We start from the raw sequence: 20,387 nt of genomic DNA, 5'->3' as shown, positions 1-20,387 counted from the left end.
TTCTCCTCTATAGCAACCTGATCAGACTTACAGTTTTATCACAACTAGCAAATACCAGAGAGCGCTCACCCGGTAGAGTAGCAGGGATAGCTGTGGACCATGCAAGGGCATTCGTCAAAAGACCTCTGCATGCCTCTTCATTACCAGGATGCCGTTGAGTCTGGAGAGTCAATCCCGTCCAGACCTCCCAAATATGTAAGACAGCATCAGTACTGGTAGATGCGATCACACATCCATCAGGCGACCAGTCAATATGATCGATCCAATGTTGCATATACTCATGCTTATGATAAATTTGCCGGCACATGCCAGTTTTGACGCTCCATACATGGATATCGTCGCCACCAGACGCGATCCAGCCACCATCCGGCGACCAGGCTACCGCCAATACCCAGCAATCCAGGTGTCCTTCATAGATAACCTTGCACTGACCAGTAAACGCATCCCAGACCTGTACACGGTTATCATCACCAGCTGAGGCCACATATCGACCATCCGGCGACCAGGCCACTGCATCAATACCATAACAACCCTGTGCATGACCATTGTATATCACAGTTGCATACTGCTCGACGATATTGACAACCTGAATGGTATTATTGTCACCTCCAATCGCCAGCCAACGGCCATCGGGGGACCAGCCCAATGCCCGCACGCTGCATTCTTGTCCGCGATAGAGCATAACCGTACGCCCTGTACGTGCGTTCCAGACCTGCACAGTATGATCCTCACTTGCCGAAGCAAGCATGGTGGTATCAGGGGACCAGACAAGAGCCGTTAACTCATCAGTATGACCGTAATAGGTCTGTGCACAGACATAAAGGGAGTCAGCATCCACACAGCAATCCCATACCTGTACTGTAGAAGCCGGGCCAACGCAAGCCAGTGAGATCATTCCCGGCGCAGGAACAGATGCTGCATGCTCATTGCGCCACGCCACAGCCAGTACGGCAGACACATCGTCAGATAATGGAGTTCCATCGGGTATCAACATTCTGGAGCAGGTCTGTCCCACCACGTGAGAACAAACCATCACGGAAGGTTCTTCCACACCTACACCTCATCTTCTTCGACCAAATGACAGCAGCCTGGCATGCACCTGACGAGCCTGAGAACAATAGCGGCATCGTATTTACATTGAGGCAAACGATTGTCAGCTCGTCCTGTTTAGCATATGCATTGTATGAGCCTACAACGCTCTATTTTCATCCAGTGTACCATGCAAGCATGTTCTTCGCCACAAAATAACACTAATGTCATACCACAAGAACAACAAACTCTACAAGCCAGCTCGCCATATCTAACAACCCCACCATTTAGATAAATACTCTTCACGAAAAACAAAGAAGCGAGCTATAATGTAGGGGCAAGTATCACCTCACGACAGTAAAGGCCGCCCCATGGACACATCCTCTACTTTAAAAATATAGAGCGTCAGGGGAAAGGGCAGAAAGTATAGATTTATGGCAACGACAACACAATCGAGCATTTCTGAAATTATTAAACAACGCCGCAGCATTGGCAAAATGACAGATCAAGTACCAACACGCGCCCAGATTGAACTCATTCTGGAAGCAGCTACCCATGCTCCCAATCATCATAAAGCAGAACCCTGGAAGTTTTTTGTGTTAGCCGGAGAGGCACGGCGGGAATTGGGTAGCGTAATGGCGCAAACATTGATTGCACGTCAGAAATTGAAGGGACAAGAGGTTCCCCAGGCTGTGATTGAGAAAGAACAACAGAAACCCATGCGTTCACCAATTATCATTGCAGTCGCAGCCGAGCATCCCACTCAGAACAATGTACTACAAATTGAAAATATCGAAGCCACAGCCGCTGCGGTCCAAAACATGCTGCTAGTCGCAGCAGAGCTTGGATTAGCTGCCATCTGGCGCACTGGCGATGCCGCCTTTGATCCAGCCGTGAAACAATGGTTTGGCCTGGTACCAGAGGATGAAATCGTCGCCTTCTTCTATCTTGGCTATCCTGCCAGCCAGCCCATGGAACGTGAACCGCTAGCAGCCGCCAGCAAAACCACCTGGCTAGGATTTTAAGATAAGTTAGATAAGTTAGATAAGTTGGACAGTTCAAGTATTTTAGACAGTTTGATGCGTAGGATGGATTTTCCAAGGGCTACCATCCCACGCATCAAACCACGCATGCCATGGCAGGCATCCGTCCTGATGTATGCTTAATATTGAATCAAAGCAAAAACATCGTGGCCTTTTAAGCGCTCGCGCCCCTTGAGGAAACCTAATTCTACCAGGAAAGCAATACCCGCGATATGACCGCCTAACTTCTCAACCAGCTCGATAGAAGCGGATACGGTACCGCCGGTTGCCAGCAGATCATCAACGATCAACACACGTTGGCCGGGCTTAATGGCGTCCATATGCAGTTCGACGACATTCGTGCCATATTCCAGAGCATATTCAACGTTGACCGTTTCACCTGGCAACTTGCCAAATTTGCGTACCGGCACAAAACCGCAGTTGAGCAAATAGGCCAGCGGTGCCCCAAAAATAAAGCCCCGAGACTCAACACCAACGACGGCTTCAATACCCGCTCCCGCATAATGTGCGGCCAGGCGATCCATAGCTACCCGAAAAGCTCTGGCATCTTGTAGCAAAGGAGTAATGTCCTTAAAGAGGACACCTTGCTGGGGAAAATCAGGAATATCACGAACCCAATCTTCCAATCGTACTGGCTCGGATGTTGACGTCATGAGATATGTTCTCCTCTATATGAAACTGGCAATAGCACAGGGGCTCATCAAGTTCTCTACAGTATTCACTTGACTGCCCCTTGTCTTCACGGCATACATCAATTGTGCGCATGCAACCATGAACCACAATCAATTATTTCTCCGTTAGCAGTATACGCTAGCCATTTCTCACATGCAAGAATTTATCAGCCATCATCAATAAACGTCACAATGAAAACCCGACCGCAAAGGTGCGGACCTTCTCTGCAGCGACCAATACCGCTCAAAGGAGAGGAATGATATAAAGAGCCAATAAATGTCTGCCATGCCAGCAATCTTAGCGGGATGGAGCTACATTGGCCTGGGCCTGAGAGCCATCTACTGGCGGCAACTGCGCCGTACAATAAGCGCAACGTGTCGCCTTAAGATTCACTGTGCTCAAACAGAAAGGACAATCCCGTGTTGTGGGAGCAACCTCATGTTTCGGACGCAAACGACCAAAGCCATCCTGCAACGCATTGATCGGCTTCACAACAAAGAAGTAAACCACGGCAGCCGTCAATATAAAGCTGATAAATACACCGATTAAATCACCCCAAAGAAAAGTCTGCCCATGGAGTATTGTGTGCAAACCACTAAAATTCTGTCCATTTCCAAGCAGCCCAATTAATGGCTTAATAACATCATTTACAAAAGCTTGCACCAGGCCATTGAATGCGGCGCCAATGACAACACCGACGGCCAGATCAACGACATTGCCGCGCAATAGAAATTTCCTAAAATCACCTAGTGTACTCAAGCCACCCTGAAAACCACGCTTGCCATAGTCTGCCAGACGATCCCGATCAAATATTTCCCGAGCCATGGGCATTCTTTCTCCTTCATAACAATAAGACCACAATAAAATTGACGCACGCTTATAACACGTGCATCGAAAATAATCCGCTACAATGTGCAGGCATCTCATTTCAGCAACCGCGCAGGCTTGCACGGATCAAAATGCTTTTACATGTATCGCTATTGTTTAGAGTAGCATAAAAGATTGAGTTTTTACCAGAGAATTTACGACGAGATAAACGACGATATCCCCTGTACTGTGAACTTGCCAGGAAACACATCTTTAAGCGCCTATACGTGGGGATAGTTGAGCGGAAAACATTGAGGATAAGGCATTTTCGACAGAGACGATTTTTGACATTTACACAGGAGATGTGCTACTCTAGTAGGTAGAACTGTAAGATACTACAAAATGGAAACATCATTCTGTACGGTTCTGATTTTTTGAGAGTTACGACAATTTCAATTGATTAATTGTCGCCCTGTATGACAATCGCTTACGATTGTCAGGCAAAGGAGTAGCAACTCATGTGGCCCTTCGACAATAACAATCAACAGGCCTATCAGCAGTATGCTCAGGCCTATAATACAGGCAATTACAATGGCTTCGATTCTGGACAAACACTAGGTCATCTCAACCAATTTATTCAAGGTGCCCCCGCTGATCTGCAGCAGAGTCTTTTTCAACAGCACTTTGATCAGATGCCCTATGAGCATCGCGCCCTGCTGGCTCAACAGATGCCTCCACAATATGGGATCGATCCTAATAATTCCTGGTCAATGGCACAGGGGCTGATGCGCCTGGGCAGAGAACAGCCACAATTGTTACAACGTGTCTTTAGCCATCCGGTCCTGCTCGGTAGCGCCGCAGTCTTAACTGGCTTGATCGCCAAACATATGATTGACAATCATCGCCGTGAAGAATATAGAGAAGATCGTCAAGAATATGCTAATAATGGCTATCAGCAACAATATGGTGGCTACCAGCAGCCATATGGCAATCAAGGTTACATTCAACAAGAACTGAATGAAGAACGACGCGAAGAGAAAGAATTACGCCGTGAACTTCGCCAGGAAGAACGTGAACTTGAGCGCTTTGAAGAGGGCGAACATCGCCATCATCACCGCCGCGAGGATTACTAGATCTTCTTAATCCTCCCTGACCTCTTGTATAGACTCTTTCGCTCTATACAAGAGGTTTTTTAGTTCTCTCCTATCAGGTGTTATAAACGTTTCTAAGAAATGACGTCAAACGTTGACAAATACGTAAGAATATGTGATCATTGTGGTATGAAATTAAGCCAGTACGCGAAACAACAAGGGATTAGCTATCGCACCGCGTTACGCTGGTTTCGCGATGGAACCATTCACGGGTATCAGGCTCCATCAGGAACGATTATCGTGACGGAAAGCCGCGAACCAGCGCAAGCCGTTCAGAAAGTCGCGATTTATGCACGCGTTTCTTCCTCAGAGCAGCGGGAGGATTTAGAACGGCAAGCAGAGCGCTTGAGCCAGTATTGTACCGTACGCGGATATCAAGTGGCGCTGGTTGTCACAGAAGTTGCTTCTGGGGTCAATGACAGTCGTCCAAAATTGCTCAGTCTTTTAAAGGATGCCAGCATCACGCGGGTGGTTGTCGAACATCGCGACCGTCTCACGCGTTTCGGTTTTCAGTACATTGATGCGCTGTTTTCGGTACAAGGTCGGGTGATTGAAGTGGTCAATCCCGCCCAAAACGATACCGAAGAATTGCTGGCTGATTTGACCAGCATTATCTACTCGTTTTGCGCCAGACTCTATGGACAACGGAGAGCCAAACGCAAAACAGAGAAGGTTGTGCAAGAGTTACAGGAACAGGGGGATGCCTGATGCGGCTGGTTGAACGTCATCTCGTTCGCGCAACTGATCCACGCTTTGCCGTCATTGATGCGGCGGCGTTTGCATCCAAAAACCTGTACAATCAGGCGAACTACCAGATCCGGCAAGCCTACATCACTCATGGAAGGTATTTGCCCTCTGCCGACGTGTTCCACCTTGTCAAGGGCAGGGACTGCTACAAAGCGTTGCCAGCCAAGGTCGCCAATTCCATTTTGATCCTGCTGCATAAAAACTGGGTATCGTTTTTTGAAGCTCTAGCGTCATACAACGCTGATCCTTCTCGTTTTACCGGACGCCCTCGCCTCCCAAAATACAAGGATAAGGAAAAAGGGCGCAACATCCTTCTCTATGACAGACAAGCCCTGGGCAAACGCGCGTTTAAGAAGACCGGGAAACTGCTCCCTTCAGGATTACCCATCGAGATTGAGACCTGCGTCCCCGAGTGGTGGCACATTGCTCAGGTACGTATCGTGCCGCGCTCCAATGAGTATATGATAGAGGTCGTGTACGAGCAGCCTGAGGAGCAGGCCGATGTGGACAGGAAACTGGTTGCGGCTATTGATGTCGGCGTGAATGTCCTGGCGGCATTGACCTCCAATAAGCCAGGATTGGCTCCACGTCTGGTCAGCGGCAAGCCCATCAAGAGCATAAACCAATACTATAACAAACAACGCGCCACGCATCAAAGCCATGTGAGTCACGAAAAACGGTTCACCTCTCGCCGCCTGGATTGCATAACGACGAAGCGCAATCGCCGTGTTGACAGCTATCTGCACACGGCAAGCCGTCGCATCATTGATCTGCTGGTGGAGGAGGGCATCGGAGTGCTCGTCATTGGCAAAAATCCGCTCTGGAAGCAGGAAGTGAACATGGGAAGCAAAAATAACCAGACCTTTGTGCAACTTCCTCATGCTCGTTTCATTGAGCAGTTGACCTACAAGGCCAAACTGGTAGGGATTCAGGTGATCATCCAGGAAGAGAGCTATACGAGCAAAGCGAGTTTTCTGGACGCTGATCCGCTCCCAACATATCAGGCCGATCGTTCGGAAACGGTTGTTTTTTCTGGCAGGCGCATTGCCAGAAGTTGGTATCGAGCCAGTGATGGAACGACCATCCACGCCGATATTAACGGCAGCTTGAACATTCTACGGAAAAGTAACTCCGACCTTTTGCAATTGGGGCGAGGAGTAGAGGGCGCTGCAGTTCGCCCAAGGCGGCTGGCCGTCTAAACGGATGACCGATAGGCATATTTGTCGTCATTTTAAGAAACTGTAGAGTCTAAACAGGAGGTATGCTATACTCGGTGAGAAAAAATCATCATCGAATAAGACAAAAAGAGGTACCATGCCTGAATATATATGGGGCCGTAACCCCGTCTCAGAGACGCTACAAGCCGGACGACACGTTCAGCGTGTCCTTATCGCCGAGGGGGTTCGCGAAGCCCCTGCGATTGCTACCATCCTCAAAGAGGCCCATCGTCGTCTCGTACCTATCGAAGTGGTGTCCCGCCAACGTCTGGACCAGATCAGCCATGGGGCCGTCCATCAGGGTTGTATCGCGCAGGTCGAGGAGCGCACCTATGCTACGGTAGATGAGATTCTGGCGCTGGCCGAAAAAAAGCATGAAGCCCCCTTCCTGGTGATCCTCGATGCGATCCAGGATGTCAATAACCTGGGATCACTGCTCCGCACCTCAGAGGCCGCTGGCGTCCACGGTATTATCATCCCTGAACATCGGGCCGCAGAAGTTAATGCAACCGTCGTCAAGACCTCCGCAGGCGCGACTGAACATATTCTGATCGCCCAGGTGACCAATCTTACCCACATGATAGATAGTCTGAAAGAGAAAAATATCTGGGTCGTTGGACTGGCAGGCGAGGCCAAAACACTCTATACTCAGGCCAATTTAACCGGTCCTCTGGCACTGGTCGTCGGCAATGAAGGTAAAGGACTCAGTCGCCTGGTGCGCGAGCATTGCGATGTGTTAATCAAGCTTCCTATGTTTGGGCATGTCAATTCCTTGAATGCCGCTGTAGCTGGCAGCATTTCACTCTATGAGGCATTGCGTCAGCGATCCGCGCAACCTGGACAATAGTGGGAAAACAACGCCTAAAACGGGACCATTGGAGTACGTTGGACGTATAGAATAAAAAGGACTTTCTTCGTTACGTGCATTCATGCAGTTACGCCTATTTTTATACAGCGTTGGATTCTCAGGAGTAATTCTAGTGTTCAAATCTTTTCTGAAATATACCAGTGTCTTATTTTTTGGCATGGTCGGATGGGTACTTGTGGCACTGCTTGCGATACAACCAACGGCGTTTGCCAGTTCAAACTATAGTAACGATGCCACACCAACACCACCCGCGACGAGCAAAGCTGCGATTACCCTGGCGCTCCCCACCGGAGGGAATCCGATGGGACGTGCAGGCACAGCCATACAGATCACTGGCACCGGCTTTCCCGCCAATAGCACTATTTCGTTCTCGGTTGTCAGCGATCCCAATCAATGTGCAACAGGCAGTGGTAACATAGCAGCCATTCAGGCGACAAGCGGCGGTACAGCGGATGGCAATGGTGGATTTCAGGCGGCGGCAACGTGGCCGGCAGGAGCGAATATACCCAATACACCCTACTACGTCTGTGCCAGTACCACAGGTGCCAACGCCGTATCAACCAGTACATTTACGGTCTTGCCCGATCCTACAGTCACCGTTACCCCCCAGACCGTCAATGCAGGTCAGACAATTACGGTCAGTGGACAATATTGGCCTCCGCAACAAACCATCAATGTAAGCCTGGTTGATCAAAATGGCACAGCAGCATCTACCCAGCAAGCAAATTCGAATGCCGATGGCACGCTAAATATCACCTTTACTATTCCGGGCAATACTGCGGCAGGTAATTATAACATCAGCGTCACCGCTCCCAATAATCCAAATATTAAAGCCAATCAGAATAATCCGGTGACGGTGAATGCTTCAGCCACACCGACACCACAGGCAACTGAAACAGCCACACCTACCGCCACGGCAAAACCCACTCCAGCCGCCACCGCCACCCCAACAACCACGACCGGTGGCAACGGCGGCGGTACAGGTGGATCTTTCACCTGGCTCATCTTTGCCATGGGAGGCTTAGGTGTTATCCTGGTCATCGTTGGTCTCACCATGTTCCTCAGCAATTCCCACAGCAATTAAATAAAGTCAAAACAAGAAGCGCGTGTGTCTGGCAAATTTCCAGGCACACTCGCTTCTTGTTTGTACCAATTATCTCATGGAGAGTGTTTAATCTCCATGCTCTTCGTACATGACTTTTCGTGCCGTTGGCACTCAGCAGGTTTTTATTTAAGTGCTGCAGGAAAGACGTAGAACGCCTTTCCTGCAGCACTTAAATAATGAGAGTCCAATGCTCCCTTAGCTCGACTTGGTACAATTTTGAAAACGCGAGCTCGAAAATACATCGCACTCGCCCTTTTCCGCAGGCTCAAAAGCCTAAAAATGTATAACGAGCTTAGAGGGGCAAACGTTTAAACAGGCCTTCTGGGATTGACTTGATGATCAGCATCACCACGCGCCAGTAACCTGGCACATATGCCACATCTTTCCCTTTTTTGATCGCTTCATAGATGCCTTCGCCGACTGCTTTCGGTTGCGCGAAGAGCAAGCCCTGCTTCATATGGGCGGTCATGGGGGTCGCAACGCTGCCTGGTTTGATCGTGACGACGACCACACCGGATTTCGCCAGACGGCCACGCAGGCCCTGCAGGAAGGTTGTGACAGCCGCTTTGGCGGTCCCATAGACATAGTTAGAGGGTCGACCGCGATCACCAGCTACCGACGAGATCACGGCGATACAGCCACGCTTCTGCTGCTCCAGATAGTTCGCACTTAGCGTTAAAAGCGAAATCACGCTGATAGCGTTGGTATTCAATTCCTGCAACGTCTCAGCTACGCTCAACTCGCTCTTCCGCTGATCACCCAGCGTCCCATGCGCGACCAGGATGATATCCAGTCCACCCAGGGTAGCAACCGTCTGCTGTAAAAGCTCCTCATGGCGATCCAGTTCATTCACATCCAGCACAAAGGTCTCGGCGCTATGAGCACCGCGCACTTTGAGATCGTCGGCCACCACCGCCAGTTTATCGGCGGAGCGACCAACCAGGAACAGGTCAGCACCATCACGGGCAAAAAATTTGGCCGTCTCATGGGCCAGGGCAGAAGAGGCCCCGATAATTGCAACTTTCATCTCTTTAGCTTTACTTTCGTCTTATCTATAGGCACAGCGGCGGAAGACGGAGTGTGATCCGCCACTGAAATTACGTCAAGATTAAAGGTCTGTTTAAGGCAGTATATATGTCAGATTGCTATTAAATATACAGAGGTATATTGCTATCAGTGCCCTGGGTGACCCGTCTCCAGAAGCTGGAAGAAAACTTGGGATCGATATATTGCTCAAATTCTTGCCACTGGGGATAGAATTTCTTGAAGCTCTCAGCACTCATGCGAGCATCCTTGGCAGGATAGATCACGCCACCATTGTCTTCCACAATCTGATCCAGTTCACGCAGGAATTTCTGGGTGCGCTCACCATGATTAGAGAAGTCCAGCGCCAGGGTAATACCTGGACGAGGGAAAGACAACATACCAGGCGACTTCACATCCCCAAACTGCTTTAACACGGTCAGGAAGGAACCTTCACCAGCCTTTTGGATATGGGTAATGCTCTTGTTCAATGCCTCACGACCATGCTCAAACGGCACCACAAACTGATACTGGAAGAAGCCGCGCTTGCCATAAATACGATTCCAGTTATGAATGGCATCCAGAGGATAAAAAAATGGCTCGTAGGATTCTGTCTTCTTGACATATTTGTCAATCTGTACCCGGTAATAGGCTTCGTTGAACGCCTTTACGGTATAAGAATTGAGCACAAAGGAAGGAAAATCAATCGGCACAGTCAGGGGCAATTTCTTGGCCTTCAAAGGCTTTTGTGCCAGTGCGGGATCCTGGTTGTGATTGCCACGCGAGAACTTGCCGCGGCAGAGACCGGGACCACCAATCAGCAGATCCACCCAGGAGACAGAATAGTCAAACTTCTGATCCGATTCCGCGGATAACTCGAAGAACTCATCCAACGAATCAAAGCGGATGGACTCCATATCGATATAAGGGTTCACAATCTTCTTCAGGCGAAACTCAGCCCAGATGACCATACCAGTCAGGCCCAGGCCACCAATCGTAGCGCGGAAAAGCTCGCTATTCTGCTCCGGCGAACAGATCAAATGCTCACCATTCGAACGCAACAGTTCAAACTGTGTGACGTGACAGCCAAACGTACCGGCGGAATGATGGTTTTTCCCATGGACATCGTTGGCAATCGCGCCACCCACCGAGACAAACTTGGTCCCTGGTGAGGTCGGCAAGAACCAGCCACGCGGCACGGCTACTTCCAGAATGTCGGCCAGCGAAACCCCGGCTTCACAGCGGATGACACCAGTTTCATCATCAAAAGCAATAAAGTTTCTCAAATGGCTGACATCGACGGATACCCCACCATCATTCAAACAGCTATCACCATAGCTCCGTCCATAACCATATGGAAGGATTGATTGTTCAAAGGCCGCCAGATTCGGCAATTCATCGCGCCAGTATACTGGTACGACCTGACTCGATTTTGCAATTGGATAGCGTCCCCAGGACTGAGGATGTTTATTGACAGTTGCCATAACGTATCTATTCCTTATTTTTAGTATACTGCGAATGAGTGTTTTAAATTGTTCTTGTGAACATAATAACGCATGACCACTCACCACTGCTATCTATTTACCCAAAGGTCCACTCTGATAGAGATAGAGATAAACCCATCAATGGATGACAGCGCATATGCTGTTGAAACGCAAAAAAGATAGGATACGCATAAAATCGTACCCTATCTTTTTGTCGCTTGTTGACGACTCTATCCAAACCTTATTTTCCCAGCAGCGAAGCAAAGAGGCTGAGAGCCGCTGGATTGGCAGCATCCAGGACAACCGTGACGATGACGGTCAGAACCAACAAGGCGGCCGTAGCCAGTGTAATGGTTGTGCTCAGGCTGATAGGAGCAACCAGACGCTCTTCTTTGCGCGGTGCATCGAAGAACATAACCTTGATGATGCGTCCGTAGTAAACGATGGAGACGATGCTACAGAGCAGGGCAATGATTACCAGCCAGGGCTGACCCAACTGCCAGGCGGCAGTAAAGATAAACACTTTGCTGAAGAATCCAGCCACCGGGGGAATACCAGCCAATGACAACAAACACAGAGATGTACAGACCGTCAGGAGCGGTGAACGATGCCAGAGACCACGGAAATCTTCAATCTTCTCACCGCCGGTCAGATTTGACAGCGCGATAATACCCGAGAAGGCTCCCAGGTTCGTGACGACGTAAACAAGAATGAAGAACAATACCGCAGCAATACCGCTGGAAGCCGCTGTATGATTTTTCTGCGACATGGTGAGCGTTGCCACAACACCTACCAGGATATAGCCCGCCTGCGCAATACTGGAATAAGCCATCATGCGCTTGATATTGGTCTGAACCGCGGCAGCAAAATTACCAAGTATCAGGGTCAGCACAGCAACCACACCCAACACCACAATCAGAGGTGTCAGATCAGCCTGCCAGAGACCACCGTAAACCAGGATACGGATCAAGGCCGCAAAACCGGCAGCTTTTGAGCCGACCGAGAAGAAGGCCGTCGCCGGGGTAGGAGCACCCTCATAGATGTCAGGAGCCCACATATGGAAAGGCACAGCCGAAATCTTAAAGCCGAAACCAGCAATGATCAATACATCAGCCACAATGACCATCAGGTTGCCATTGCCAAAGCTCTTAAAGGACTGCGCAATACCCTGCAGATCGGTAGTACCGGTCAGGCCATAGAGTAACGCAAAGCCATACAGCAAGATCGCTGAAGACATAGCACCCAGCAGGACATATTTCAGAGCCGCTTCCGAGGATTTCGTGCTGGAACGCAGCAGACCCGCCATCGCATACAGAGGGAAGCTGGTCAGTTCGAGAGCGATATAGATCGAAATCAACTCACCGGTGCTCGCCATCAGCATCATACCAACGACCGAGAAGAGCATCAGGACATAGAACTCACCCTCAGCTTTAATATACTTCCCAAGATAGTTATATGAGGCCAGCACCATAAAGGCGGCGATAATCAAAAAGATAACGCGAAAAAACAGTGAGTATTGGTCTACCACCAGCATCCTAAACAATGCTGTCCTGGGACCTGTATAGGTGACAGCCTGCGCAATCACAAAACCCACAGGCACGATTAACCCCACCAGTGACACGGTAGCAATAACGATGCGTCTCTTGGTGAAGAGATCGATCACCATCACTACCAGAGCCAATAGCACCAGACTGATTTCAGGTGCTAGCAGGTAGAGATCAGACAGTTGAAACATAGTAACTCCTTAGCCCCCTCAACAGGGGCGACTCAACGGGTATACGCTGATCGCCCATGCACTCAGGGGATCCCTCCTACTTGATAAAGGTCACAGCCGATTGAATAATTGGTGTGAGGCTACTCGAAATGACATTGATCAGCGGTGCAGGATAGATACCCACAAACACGATCAAACCAGCCAGGGCAAACAATGGGATCAACTCGCGCTTCGAAATGTCCGGCAGCCAATCCCATTTCTTATTAAATGTCCCAAAGAAGACGCGTTTGATCATCCACAGCAAGTAGGCAGCGGTTAAGATCATGGTAAACACGGCCAGGATGGTTGGGATGGTCCAGACACGGAAACTGCTGGTGAAGACCATGTATTCAGCGACGAAACCGGCCAGGCCAGGCAGGCCCAGCGAAGCCATCGCCGCAAACGTGAAGAGTGTTCCCAACATTGGCATGCGCTTGGCAATACCACCGAAGATCGCAATCTCACGTGTATGCGCCAGATCATAGACAACACCGACGCAGAAGAAGAGCATACCAGTAATGATACCGTGACTAAACATCTGCAAGGTCGCGCCGGTCAAAGCAGCCTGACGGAATGCCAGATCGCCACCAGCCAGAGCACCTGTGAAGAACCCATTGCCACCACCAGCCGCAGCCGCTACGCCCAGCAGGATGATACCCATGTGGCTCACGCTCGAATACGCGATCAACTTCTTCATATCCGTCTGTACCAGACAGATCGCCGCACCATAGAGAATGTTGATCACCGCCAGCACCGCCAGCACACCAGCGAACTGTGACAGTCCACCGGGGAAGAGCGTGAAGCAGAAACGGATCAAGCCATAAGCACCCATTTTCAGCAGCACACCAGCCAGCAATACGCTGACCTCGGTCGGAGCGTCTGTATGGGCATCTGGCAGCCAGGTATGGAATGGGAACATTGGAATCTTCACGGCAAAGGCTATAAAGACGAGCAAGAATGTCAGCAATTGCAGGCTTATCGAGACGCCCAGGATGGTTGTGCTACCACCAATCAAATGGTGAGACAGCACGGTCATGTCTGAGCTACCAGCATGGAAGTACAACAGGATAAAGCCCGCCAGCATGAACACACTACCAAAGAACGTGTACAGCAAGAACTTCCAGGCCGAATAGACGCGACCAGGGACGCCATGTTTGACAACATCACTACCCCAGACACCGATCAAGATGAACATTGGGGCCAACTCAACTTCCCACATCAGGAAGAAGAAGAAGATGTCTAACGCCATGAAGACGCCCATGACACCAGCTTCCAGCAAGAGCAATAGCGCCATATAGGCCCGAACATTCTTCTTTTTCCAGCCACCAATAACCGACAGCATGGTCAGGAGAGCGTTCAAAATCACCATCGGCAGGCTCAAGCCATCCACACCCAGGAAGTAGTGAACCGTAAAGTGCGTTGTACCGGCAGCAAAATTGATCCAGGGAAGATTGATCGCGTAGGGAAGATCATTAAGACTGCCGAACCCATTAATCCCACGCGCATGCAGAATGTAAAAGAAGACGCCCATTGCAACAACAAACGTCGCCGCCGAAAACACCAACGCTGTCCAACGTGCAGCATTCTCATAACGTTTCGGCACCACATAGATCCCAATAGCACCAAGGACGGGCAGTAGGATAATCCATGTCAGCCAATTTCCAAAAATCGCCATGATTTCTTATCCTTACTTCCAGACCGTTGTGATCAGGACTACAAAGACGACGGCCAGTACAGCAACTCCACCAAAGAAACCGATCATATACGACTGTACACGACCCGTCTCCAGACGACGAATGCCAGAACCTGTTCCAGTCACACCACTTGCCACGCCATTGACAATGCCATCGACAATATAGCGGTCGAAAGCCTGGGCGAGAGCGGCAAGACCCAATACAACGTATTTCACAATCCAGTTGTACAGATCGTCCACATAGTAGCGATTAAACAGGATACGATGGATCGTGCGCAGCGCAGCATTCGACTGTACCACCTGATTGATCTTCACCAGATCAACACGGCCATACAGGAACCAGGCAAAGCCCAATCCAACCAGCGAAACAATCACACCAATCCAGGTATCGGTAGCCTGGAACAGCGCAGGTATGCTTAAATTGGCAACATTCTCAGCGCTGACGTTGACATACTGATAGAAACCAGTCCAGTAACCAGCCAACACCGAAGGAATAACCAGCAGCATCAGCGGAATAGTCATATACAGAGGAGACTCTTTTACTTCGCCATAGCCACGGTAAGGACCGCCCCACAGGCCCATGAACTTACCACCCTTACCACCGAAGGCCAGGATGAAGGCACGCAACATGTAGAAGGCAGTCAGACCAGCAGTTGCCAGGGTCAGGGCATAGATAACTGGATGCCCTTGCTCAAGTGCCAGACCGATAATTTCTTCTTTACTATAGAAGCCAGAGAAGCCAGGGAAACCAGAGATCGCCAGTACCGCAATCAACCAGGTTGCAGCGGTAATTGGCATCTTCGAGGCCAGGCCACCCATCAAACGTACATCCTGCACTTCTTTATGCATGGCGTGATGCAGACCGTGCAACACACTACCAGCACCCAGGAAGAGCAATGCTTTAAAGAAAGCGTGTGTAAAGAGGTGGAACATACCAGGACCAACGCCATACTCAGGACCCGCAACGCCCAGACCAACAAACATATATCCAAGTTGGCTGATCGTTGAGAACGCCAGTACACGTTTGAAGTCCGATTGAACCAGAGCAATCGTAGCAGCAAAGAAAGCGGTGAACGCACCAATCGAGGCCACAACTTCCCAGGCAAAGGGAGCTGCAGTAGCGAAGAGAGGGCTGGTACGCGCGATCATATACACACCGGCGGCAACCATGGTTGCGGCGTGGATCAGAGCGCTGACCGGGGTAGGACCTTCCATAGCGGATGGCAACCAGGTATGCAGCGGGAACTGCGCCGATTTACCCATCGCACCACAAAACACCAGGATCATTGCGATACCCAGCAGTGTTTTGTCCATATGGACAACACCATGCTGAACTGCGATGAAATCAAAAGAACCAGTATTGACAAAAAGGATCATGATGCCGAGGATAAAACCAACGTCACCAATACGGTTCATAATGAAGGCTTGCAGGTTCGCCGAGGCCGGGGAAGGACGCTGCTCCTCTGGTTTCGCGCGTTTATTAATCCAGAAGCCGATCAGCAAGTAAGAACTCAAACCGACCAGTTCCCAGCCACAGAAGATTACCAGGAAATTTTCAGCAAACACGATGACTAACATAGAGAAGGCAAACAGCGACAGGTAGGCGTAGAAACGCGCATAACCAGCGGAGTTCTCCATGTAGCCCTGTGAATAAAACTGCACTAAGAAAGTGATGGTTGTCACAACCACCATCATGGCAATACCCAGGCGATCCAGGTGGAAACCAACGATGTAATTCAAACCACCAACACTTAACCAGTTGTAGGCAAAGACCTCTTTACCAGCTGCTGCCAGATCCGCTGGATGCAGAACTGTGCTAAACAACAAAACCCAGGAATAGATACAGGCAAGGGCCATAATCACCAGCGCGGCATAAGCACTGGCTTTCGCGCCCGCAGACAATTGCGGAACGTGTGGGTCGTCATCTTCATCCTGTTCGCTATGCCCGCCATGGCCGTGCTCATCGGTTACCGCATGGGTGTCATGGTCATCAGTATGATGTTCTCCATGGCCGTGCTCGGCAGCTGGTAGCGCGACTTTCGGTCGGCTTCGCAGATCCCACACACGTGTACCAAAGATAATAACAGCGAAAGCGAGGAGCGGCGCAAACAAGATTGTCCAAGATAATTGATACAACATATCTAGATCACCACTTCATCATATCGATCTCGCCAACATCCACCGTAGCACGCTTGCGATAGATGGCAATAACCATCGCCAGGGCAACCGCAGCCTCAGCCGCAGCAACAGTGATAATGAAAATAGCGAAGATCTGCCCAGTCAAGTGTTGTGAATATAGCTTGACAGTGTCAAAGTACGAAAAACCAACCATTGTGATATTGACGGCGTTTAACATAATTTCAATACTCATCAATACGGCAATGGCATTGCGCTTGGTTATTGCGCCATACAGGCCAATACAAAAAAGCACGGCCCCCAAAACGAGAACGTGTTCAAGTGTGAGGTGCATCCCGTTTAATCCTCTCTGCCGATGACAATGGCGCCAACAATTGCAACCAGGAGCACCAGCGATGCAATTTCAAAGGGGAGCACATAGCTGTAATTCGTGGGACTGTACAATAATTGACCGATGCGTACTACATTGTTTGGCAGCTGCTTTACGACATCGGACGCAGCTATAGTTGTGCTTACAGCATGCTTACTCTCGGAAAAAGCGTAGACAATGACCGCGCCAATGGCGACACAGATAACAGCAGCAACCGGCCAAAGCTTGTTGGTCGGATTGGTGTGCCTTTGTCCTTCGATGCGCGTCAACATCAATGCAAACAAAACCAGGATCGTTACCGCACCTACATAGATGAGGATTTGGACAATAGCGATAAACTCTGCATCAAGCAGAACATACACGCCGGCAGCCATGGCAAACACCACAACCAGAGCCAGAGCGCTATGCACAATATCACGCAGCCCCACCACCAGTAATGCGGCACCCACCATGATCACGGCAAAGATCCAGAACAAGAGGGTGGCTAAATCCATAAAGAACATACCTCCGGAATATATCGGATATCATTGGATCGTAATTTCAGACTCAAACCAGAGGGAGAAGATTACACATCCTTACGTTGGTTTACTCTGTAGACTGTATTGTATCTCATTCTATGGCGTCTGGACACGACAAGCTACAGACTTCTCTTAAATATCGTTCCAGGGGGGATAGAATGTGTGCATAGTCCCTCTGGGATTCTAACAAAACAGAGGGCAGGTGACAAGAGGAAAAATGTCATATCAATCTGCCTTTTAGAGGCAAATCAGCAGGGACTTAAAATACCCGTTTCCTATCCATTTCTCACTCCTCACAGTTAGCTCATCCATACCGTCGCAAGAAAATATCCTGACATCCTACCTATCGAGCTTCAACAAAGAGCACGTTAATAGAGTTGGTGTGCTATAATTTGTCTGAAGCATCCATAGTTTTACGAAAAAGGGCGTAATTGCGGCATGAGCTTAACACACACATCTCTCGACCAACCTCAACATGAAATTATTCGCTGTACACGCTGTGACGCAGAGTTACCGCCGTCAGCGACATTCTGTAGTCAATGCGGTGAACGTGTCGAGAAACAAAACGGCGATAAGTCTTCACCAAAAAACGCCGATATCACTGACCGTTATCGTATCACTTCATTGCTCCAACGACAACCACCAACCCAGGTTTTATTAGCGCTTGATACCCAGCAGCAGCGTCCGGTGGTGATTCACGATATTGATGTGAGCAGTCTGGATAACGATGCACGAGCGCAGGCTGTAGCGGCACTCCAAAATGAATACGATCTCTTACGTCGAGAACGCATTCCAGCCATTATGCCGCTGGTCGATCTACGCTACTTCAATACTCACCTCTATGTTGTGGCTGGCTGGCCTTTTACTCTGGCAAAAATAGCACCGACTGAGACTGGTACACTCCATCATCAATTAACTACCTTACACGATTTATTACAAAGCGGGCTGGGTCTCCCTGAACAACAGGTGGCTATCGCCTGGATGGTGCGCCTCTGCCACGCACTCGAACAACTCCATCGCCTGGATATCGTGATCGGCAACCTGACACCCCAGACTATTTTGATGAGTCGGCAGGATTATAGCGGCGAGCCTCTACTGGTCGGTTCATGGCTTCCTGATCTGGTCCGTACGCTCCTCACACCAACCTTGAAGAGCAACAATCCATCGGCTTTTTGCGCACCAGAGGCACTCCAGCAGCACGTCGAGCCATGCTCGGATGTCTATAGCCTGGGCGCCATTCTCTATCTCCTGCTAACCGGCATTACCCCTGCTGATGCAGTCAAACGTGGTCATCGTCCGCTTCCCTCCCTGCGCGATCTCGATCCCCATAGTGATAGTGCGTTGGATACCGTTCTCATGCAAGCACTGGCACTGGCGAATGAGCAGCGCTATCAAACCATCAGCGATTTTTCAGAAGCGCTTGAGCAATTCCTACCCCATACCCGGTCTGCAGGGCCCGGTTCTCTCACGCCAGCAGGTAAAAATCAGGCGCTATTGGACTCAGTGGATGCTGCCGATAATAACAATGATAAGCAGGATGAGCCGTCGAATATGGCAGCTACAGCCGATATGGCAGGGTTGCCCGATAGCAACGAAAAGACGGTTTCAATTATCCCATTGCAAGCTCGTATGGCCCGGCGCTACTTATCCAGAATTAAAACAGGAAAATTGGGAATGCCGGAACAAACAACCGGGGAGGCAATAGTGGAAAAAGGGTCGATTCAACAGCGACAACCCGATGAAGAACTGGTAGAAGAAGCCGGGAGCGGGAATGCAGCACACCCGGCATTGACGTCCGAACTCATAGTGGATACCCCCATGGCACCCATCCAGACAGAAATATCCAATGTGCAAAGCGACGCAGAACCAATCACACAGCTCACCTCTCCAGTTGTCACGGAAACATCCCAGGAAACGACTGCAAAAAGCAATACTGAGGAGGCACCAGCTACCACGTCCACCTCCCAGGAACCAGAAGACAGAAACGAGCCAGATATTGCCCAGCAATCAACCGTGTTAATCAAAAATGATGCCTTTTTGAACAAGCTGGCAACGGCTCAAAACGCAGCCGAAGTTGCGCAGGACATGCCACAGCCGGCTACAGATGAGAATACCACCTCTTCGCAGAGAACATCCTCACTTGCCCATCTCAAAGGATTGATTACCCATTCCTTACCAGCAATCCCACGCCTGGGATATCCGAAAAATCAGTCCACGACCGACCAGGAAAGTGCTGAGACTGAAGAAGAAAGCTCACTCCTCAAACGAATGCAACGTTTTATTCTGGGTGAACCTCAACAAACAACCTCAGCAGCGGCCTTGATTGAGACACCTATGCGCGTCCAACCCGGTCAGGAATACTCGATTCGCATCAATGTCATAGGACGTCGTAAGCTTGAGGGCAACGAGGATAACGGTGGGCTCAGTGCGTTTGGTGAGGATGATACCATCCATATCGAGGTACGCTCCGCTCTCTATAAGAACTATGCCTATATCGTGCAACAAGCAGATGTCACCATTCCCGCCGCTGGCTACGTAGCCGAGGTCACAATGCCCATGCAACCTCTGAGTAGCGGCCCCAATGGACGGCGTGAACGCCTGCATATCTTCTTTATGGATGAAGATCGCAATCCACTCTACGAAAAACCCTTTGTCATCGAACTCTTCATTTCTCACCTCGTCCAAAACGGACGCGAGGGACACAACGTGCTTTCCATTCCCCTCTAAGCATTCACATATAACCACGAAAAAGGGACATCTCTCTAATAAGC

Annotated in this window: 17 protein-coding genes; 7 read left to right on the top strand and 10 right to left on the bottom strand. The window is 49.8% G+C overall.

Annotated features, from left to right (window positions below; all coding sequences use genetic code 11):
- Positions 1 to 7: 7 nt before the first annotated feature.
- On the bottom strand, positions 8 to 1,051 hold the full coding sequence (locus F1593_RS01110) for a WD40 repeat domain-containing protein (protein ID WP_149399444.1): 1,044 nt from the start codon (positions 1,049 to 1,051) through the stop codon (positions 8 to 10).
- A 412-nt stretch (positions 1,052 to 1,463) separates the two neighbouring features.
- On the opposite strand from F1593_RS01110, the gene F1593_RS01105 reads away from it, so the two are divergent.
- Complete coding sequence (locus F1593_RS01105) at positions 1,464 to 2,054, top strand: nitroreductase family protein (RefSeq protein ID WP_149399442.1); 591 nt, start codon at positions 1,464 to 1,466, stop codon at positions 2,052 to 2,054.
- Positions 2,055 to 2,191: 137 nt separating this feature from the next.
- Here the strand turns inward: F1593_RS01105 and F1593_RS01100 are convergent, their stop codons facing one another.
- Entirely contained in the window at positions 2,192 to 2,725 is a 534-nt protein-coding gene (locus F1593_RS01100; RefSeq protein ID WP_149399440.1) for an adenine phosphoribosyltransferase, read from the bottom strand.
- Positions 2,726 to 3,041: 316 nt separating this feature from the next.
- The gene (gene mscL, locus F1593_RS01095) at positions 3,042 to 3,569 is read right to left on the bottom strand and encodes a large conductance mechanosensitive channel protein MscL (protein WP_149399438.1); all 528 of its coding nucleotides are present in this window, start codon (positions 3,567 to 3,569) and stop codon (positions 3,042 to 3,044) included.
- Positions 3,570 to 4,069: 500 nt separating this feature from the next.
- Here mscL and F1593_RS01090 point away from each other — a divergent pair, with 500 nt between their 5' ends.
- From F1593_RS01090 to F1593_RS28835, 5 genes are all read left to right on the top strand, one after another.
- Positions 4,070 to 4,684, top strand: coding sequence for a hypothetical protein (locus F1593_RS01090; protein WP_149399436.1), 615 nt, complete (start codon positions 4,070 to 4,072; stop codon positions 4,682 to 4,684).
- 147 nt (positions 4,685 to 4,831) lie between these two features.
- Positions 4,832 to 5,410, top strand: a complete 579-nt coding sequence (locus tag F1593_RS01085; protein ID WP_216368739.1) for an IS607 family transposase — start codon at positions 4,832 to 4,834, stop codon at positions 5,408 to 5,410.
- Complete coding sequence (locus tag F1593_RS01080; protein WP_149399432.1) at positions 5,410 to 6,648, top strand: RNA-guided endonuclease InsQ/TnpB family protein; 1,239 nt, start codon at positions 5,410 to 5,412, stop codon at positions 6,646 to 6,648. The genes F1593_RS01085 and F1593_RS01080 overlap by 1 nt, the downstream gene beginning before the upstream one ends.
- Before the next feature lie 115 nt (positions 6,649 to 6,763).
- Positions 6,764 to 7,513 carry a 23S rRNA (guanosine(2251)-2'-O)-methyltransferase RlmB gene (gene rlmB, locus F1593_RS01075; protein ID WP_149399430.1) on the top strand — a complete coding sequence of 250 codons (750 nt, stop codon included), beginning with the start codon at positions 6,764 to 6,766 and terminating at the stop codon, positions 7,511 to 7,513.
- A gap of 133 nt (positions 7,514 to 7,646) precedes the next feature.
- Positions 7,647 to 8,618, top strand: a complete 972-nt coding sequence (locus tag F1593_RS28835; RefSeq protein ID WP_149399428.1) for a hypothetical protein — start codon at positions 7,647 to 7,649, stop codon at positions 8,616 to 8,618.
- A 313-nt stretch (positions 8,619 to 8,931) separates the two neighbouring features.
- Here F1593_RS28835 and F1593_RS01065 read toward each other — a convergent pair whose 3' ends face one another.
- The 7 genes from F1593_RS01065 to F1593_RS01035 form a co-directional block, all read right to left on the bottom strand.
- Positions 8,932 to 9,666 (bottom strand): SDR family oxidoreductase, encoded by a 735-nt coding sequence (locus F1593_RS01065; RefSeq protein ID WP_149399426.1) that lies wholly within the window; start codon positions 9,664 to 9,666, stop codon positions 8,932 to 8,934.
- A 121-nt stretch (positions 9,667 to 9,787) separates the two neighbouring features.
- Positions 9,788 to 11,146, bottom strand: a complete 1,359-nt coding sequence (locus F1593_RS01060; protein WP_149399424.1) for an FAD-binding oxidoreductase — start codon at positions 11,144 to 11,146, stop codon at positions 9,788 to 9,790.
- 241 nt (positions 11,147 to 11,387) lie between these two features.
- Positions 11,388 to 12,881 (bottom strand): NADH-quinone oxidoreductase subunit N, encoded by a 1,494-nt coding sequence (locus F1593_RS01055; RefSeq protein WP_149399422.1) that lies wholly within the window; start codon positions 12,879 to 12,881, stop codon positions 11,388 to 11,390.
- Between the two features lie 76 nt (positions 12,882 to 12,957).
- On the bottom strand, positions 12,958 to 14,574 hold the full coding sequence (locus tag F1593_RS01050) for a complex I subunit 4 family protein (protein WP_149399420.1): 1,617 nt from the start codon (positions 14,572 to 14,574) through the stop codon (positions 12,958 to 12,960).
- Between the two features lie 12 nt (positions 14,575 to 14,586).
- The gene (gene nuoL, locus F1593_RS01045; protein ID WP_149399418.1) at positions 14,587 to 16,731 is read right to left on the bottom strand and encodes an NADH-quinone oxidoreductase subunit L; all 2,145 of its coding nucleotides are present in this window, start codon (positions 16,729 to 16,731) and stop codon (positions 14,587 to 14,589) included.
- Between the two features lie 7 nt (positions 16,732 to 16,738).
- Positions 16,739 to 17,062, bottom strand: a complete 324-nt coding sequence (gene nuoK, locus F1593_RS01040) for an NADH-quinone oxidoreductase subunit NuoK (protein ID WP_149399416.1) — start codon at positions 17,060 to 17,062, stop codon at positions 16,739 to 16,741.
- A 5-nt stretch (positions 17,063 to 17,067) separates the two neighbouring features.
- Positions 17,068 to 17,592, bottom strand: a complete 525-nt coding sequence (locus F1593_RS01035; RefSeq protein WP_172631769.1) for an NADH-quinone oxidoreductase subunit J family protein — start codon at positions 17,590 to 17,592, stop codon at positions 17,068 to 17,070.
- A gap of 462 nt (positions 17,593 to 18,054) precedes the next feature.
- On the opposite strand from F1593_RS01035, the gene F1593_RS01030 reads away from it, so the two are divergent.
- Positions 18,055 to 20,343, top strand: coding sequence for a protein kinase family protein (locus F1593_RS01030; protein ID WP_149399412.1), 2,289 nt, complete (start codon positions 18,055 to 18,057; stop codon positions 20,341 to 20,343).
- Positions 20,344 to 20,387: the final 44 nt, after the last annotated feature.

It is taken from the genome of Dictyobacter arantiisoli (genome assembly GCF_008326305.1).
Lineage (GTDB): Bacteria > Chloroflexota > Ktedonobacteria > Ktedonobacterales > Ktedonobacteraceae > Dictyobacter > Dictyobacter arantiisoli.
This window is presented reverse-complemented; position numbering and strand designations above follow the sequence as displayed.

Bases quoted from the DNA above. Each gene is read 5' to 3' on its own strand.
- F1593_RS01035 (WP_172631769.1), bottom strand. From the start codon at position 17,592: ATGGATTTAGCCACCCTCTTGTTCTGGATCTTTGCCGTGATCATGGTG.
- F1593_RS01080 (WP_149399432.1), top strand. From the start codon at position 5,410: ATGCGGCTGGTTGAACGTCATCTCGTTCGCGCAACTGATCCACGCTTT.
- F1593_RS01060 (WP_149399424.1), bottom strand. From the start codon at position 11,146: ATGGCAACTGTCAATAAACATCCTCAGTCCTGGGGACGCTATCCAATT.
- F1593_RS01055 (WP_149399422.1), bottom strand. From the start codon at position 12,881: ATGTTTCAACTGTCTGATCTCTACCTGCTAGCACCTGAAATCAGTCTG.
- F1593_RS01090 (WP_149399436.1), top strand. From the start codon at position 4,070: ATGTGGCCCTTCGACAATAACAATCAACAGGCCTATCAGCAGTATGCT.
- mscL (WP_149399438.1), bottom strand. From the start codon at position 3,569: ATGGCTCGGGAAATATTTGATCGGGATCGTCTGGCAGACTATGGCAAG.
- F1593_RS01105 (WP_149399442.1), top strand. From the start codon at position 1,464: ATGGCAACGACAACACAATCGAGCATTTCTGAAATTATTAAACAACGC.
- F1593_RS01030 (WP_149399412.1), top strand. From the start codon at position 18,055: ATGAGCTTAACACACACATCTCTCGACCAACCTCAACATGAAATTATT.
- F1593_RS01100 (WP_149399440.1), bottom strand. From the start codon at position 2,725: ATGACGTCAACATCCGAGCCAGTACGATTGGAAGATTGGGTTCGTGAT.
- nuoL (WP_149399418.1), bottom strand. From the start codon at position 16,731: ATGTTGTATCAATTATCTTGGACAATCTTGTTTGCGCCGCTCCTCGCT.
- F1593_RS01065 (WP_149399426.1), bottom strand. From the start codon at position 9,666: ATGAAAGTTGCAATTATCGGGGCCTCTTCTGCCCTGGCCCATGAGACG.
- rlmB (WP_149399430.1), top strand. From the start codon at position 6,764: ATGCCTGAATATATATGGGGCCGTAACCCCGTCTCAGAGACGCTACAA.
- nuoK (WP_149399416.1), bottom strand. From the start codon at position 17,062: ATGCACCTCACACTTGAACACGTTCTCGTTTTGGGGGCCGTGCTTTTT.
- F1593_RS01085 (WP_216368739.1), top strand. From the start codon at position 4,832: ATGAAATTAAGCCAGTACGCGAAACAACAAGGGATTAGCTATCGCACC.
- F1593_RS01050 (WP_149399420.1), bottom strand. From the start codon at position 14,574: ATGGCGATTTTTGGAAATTGGCTGACATGGATTATCCTACTGCCCGTC.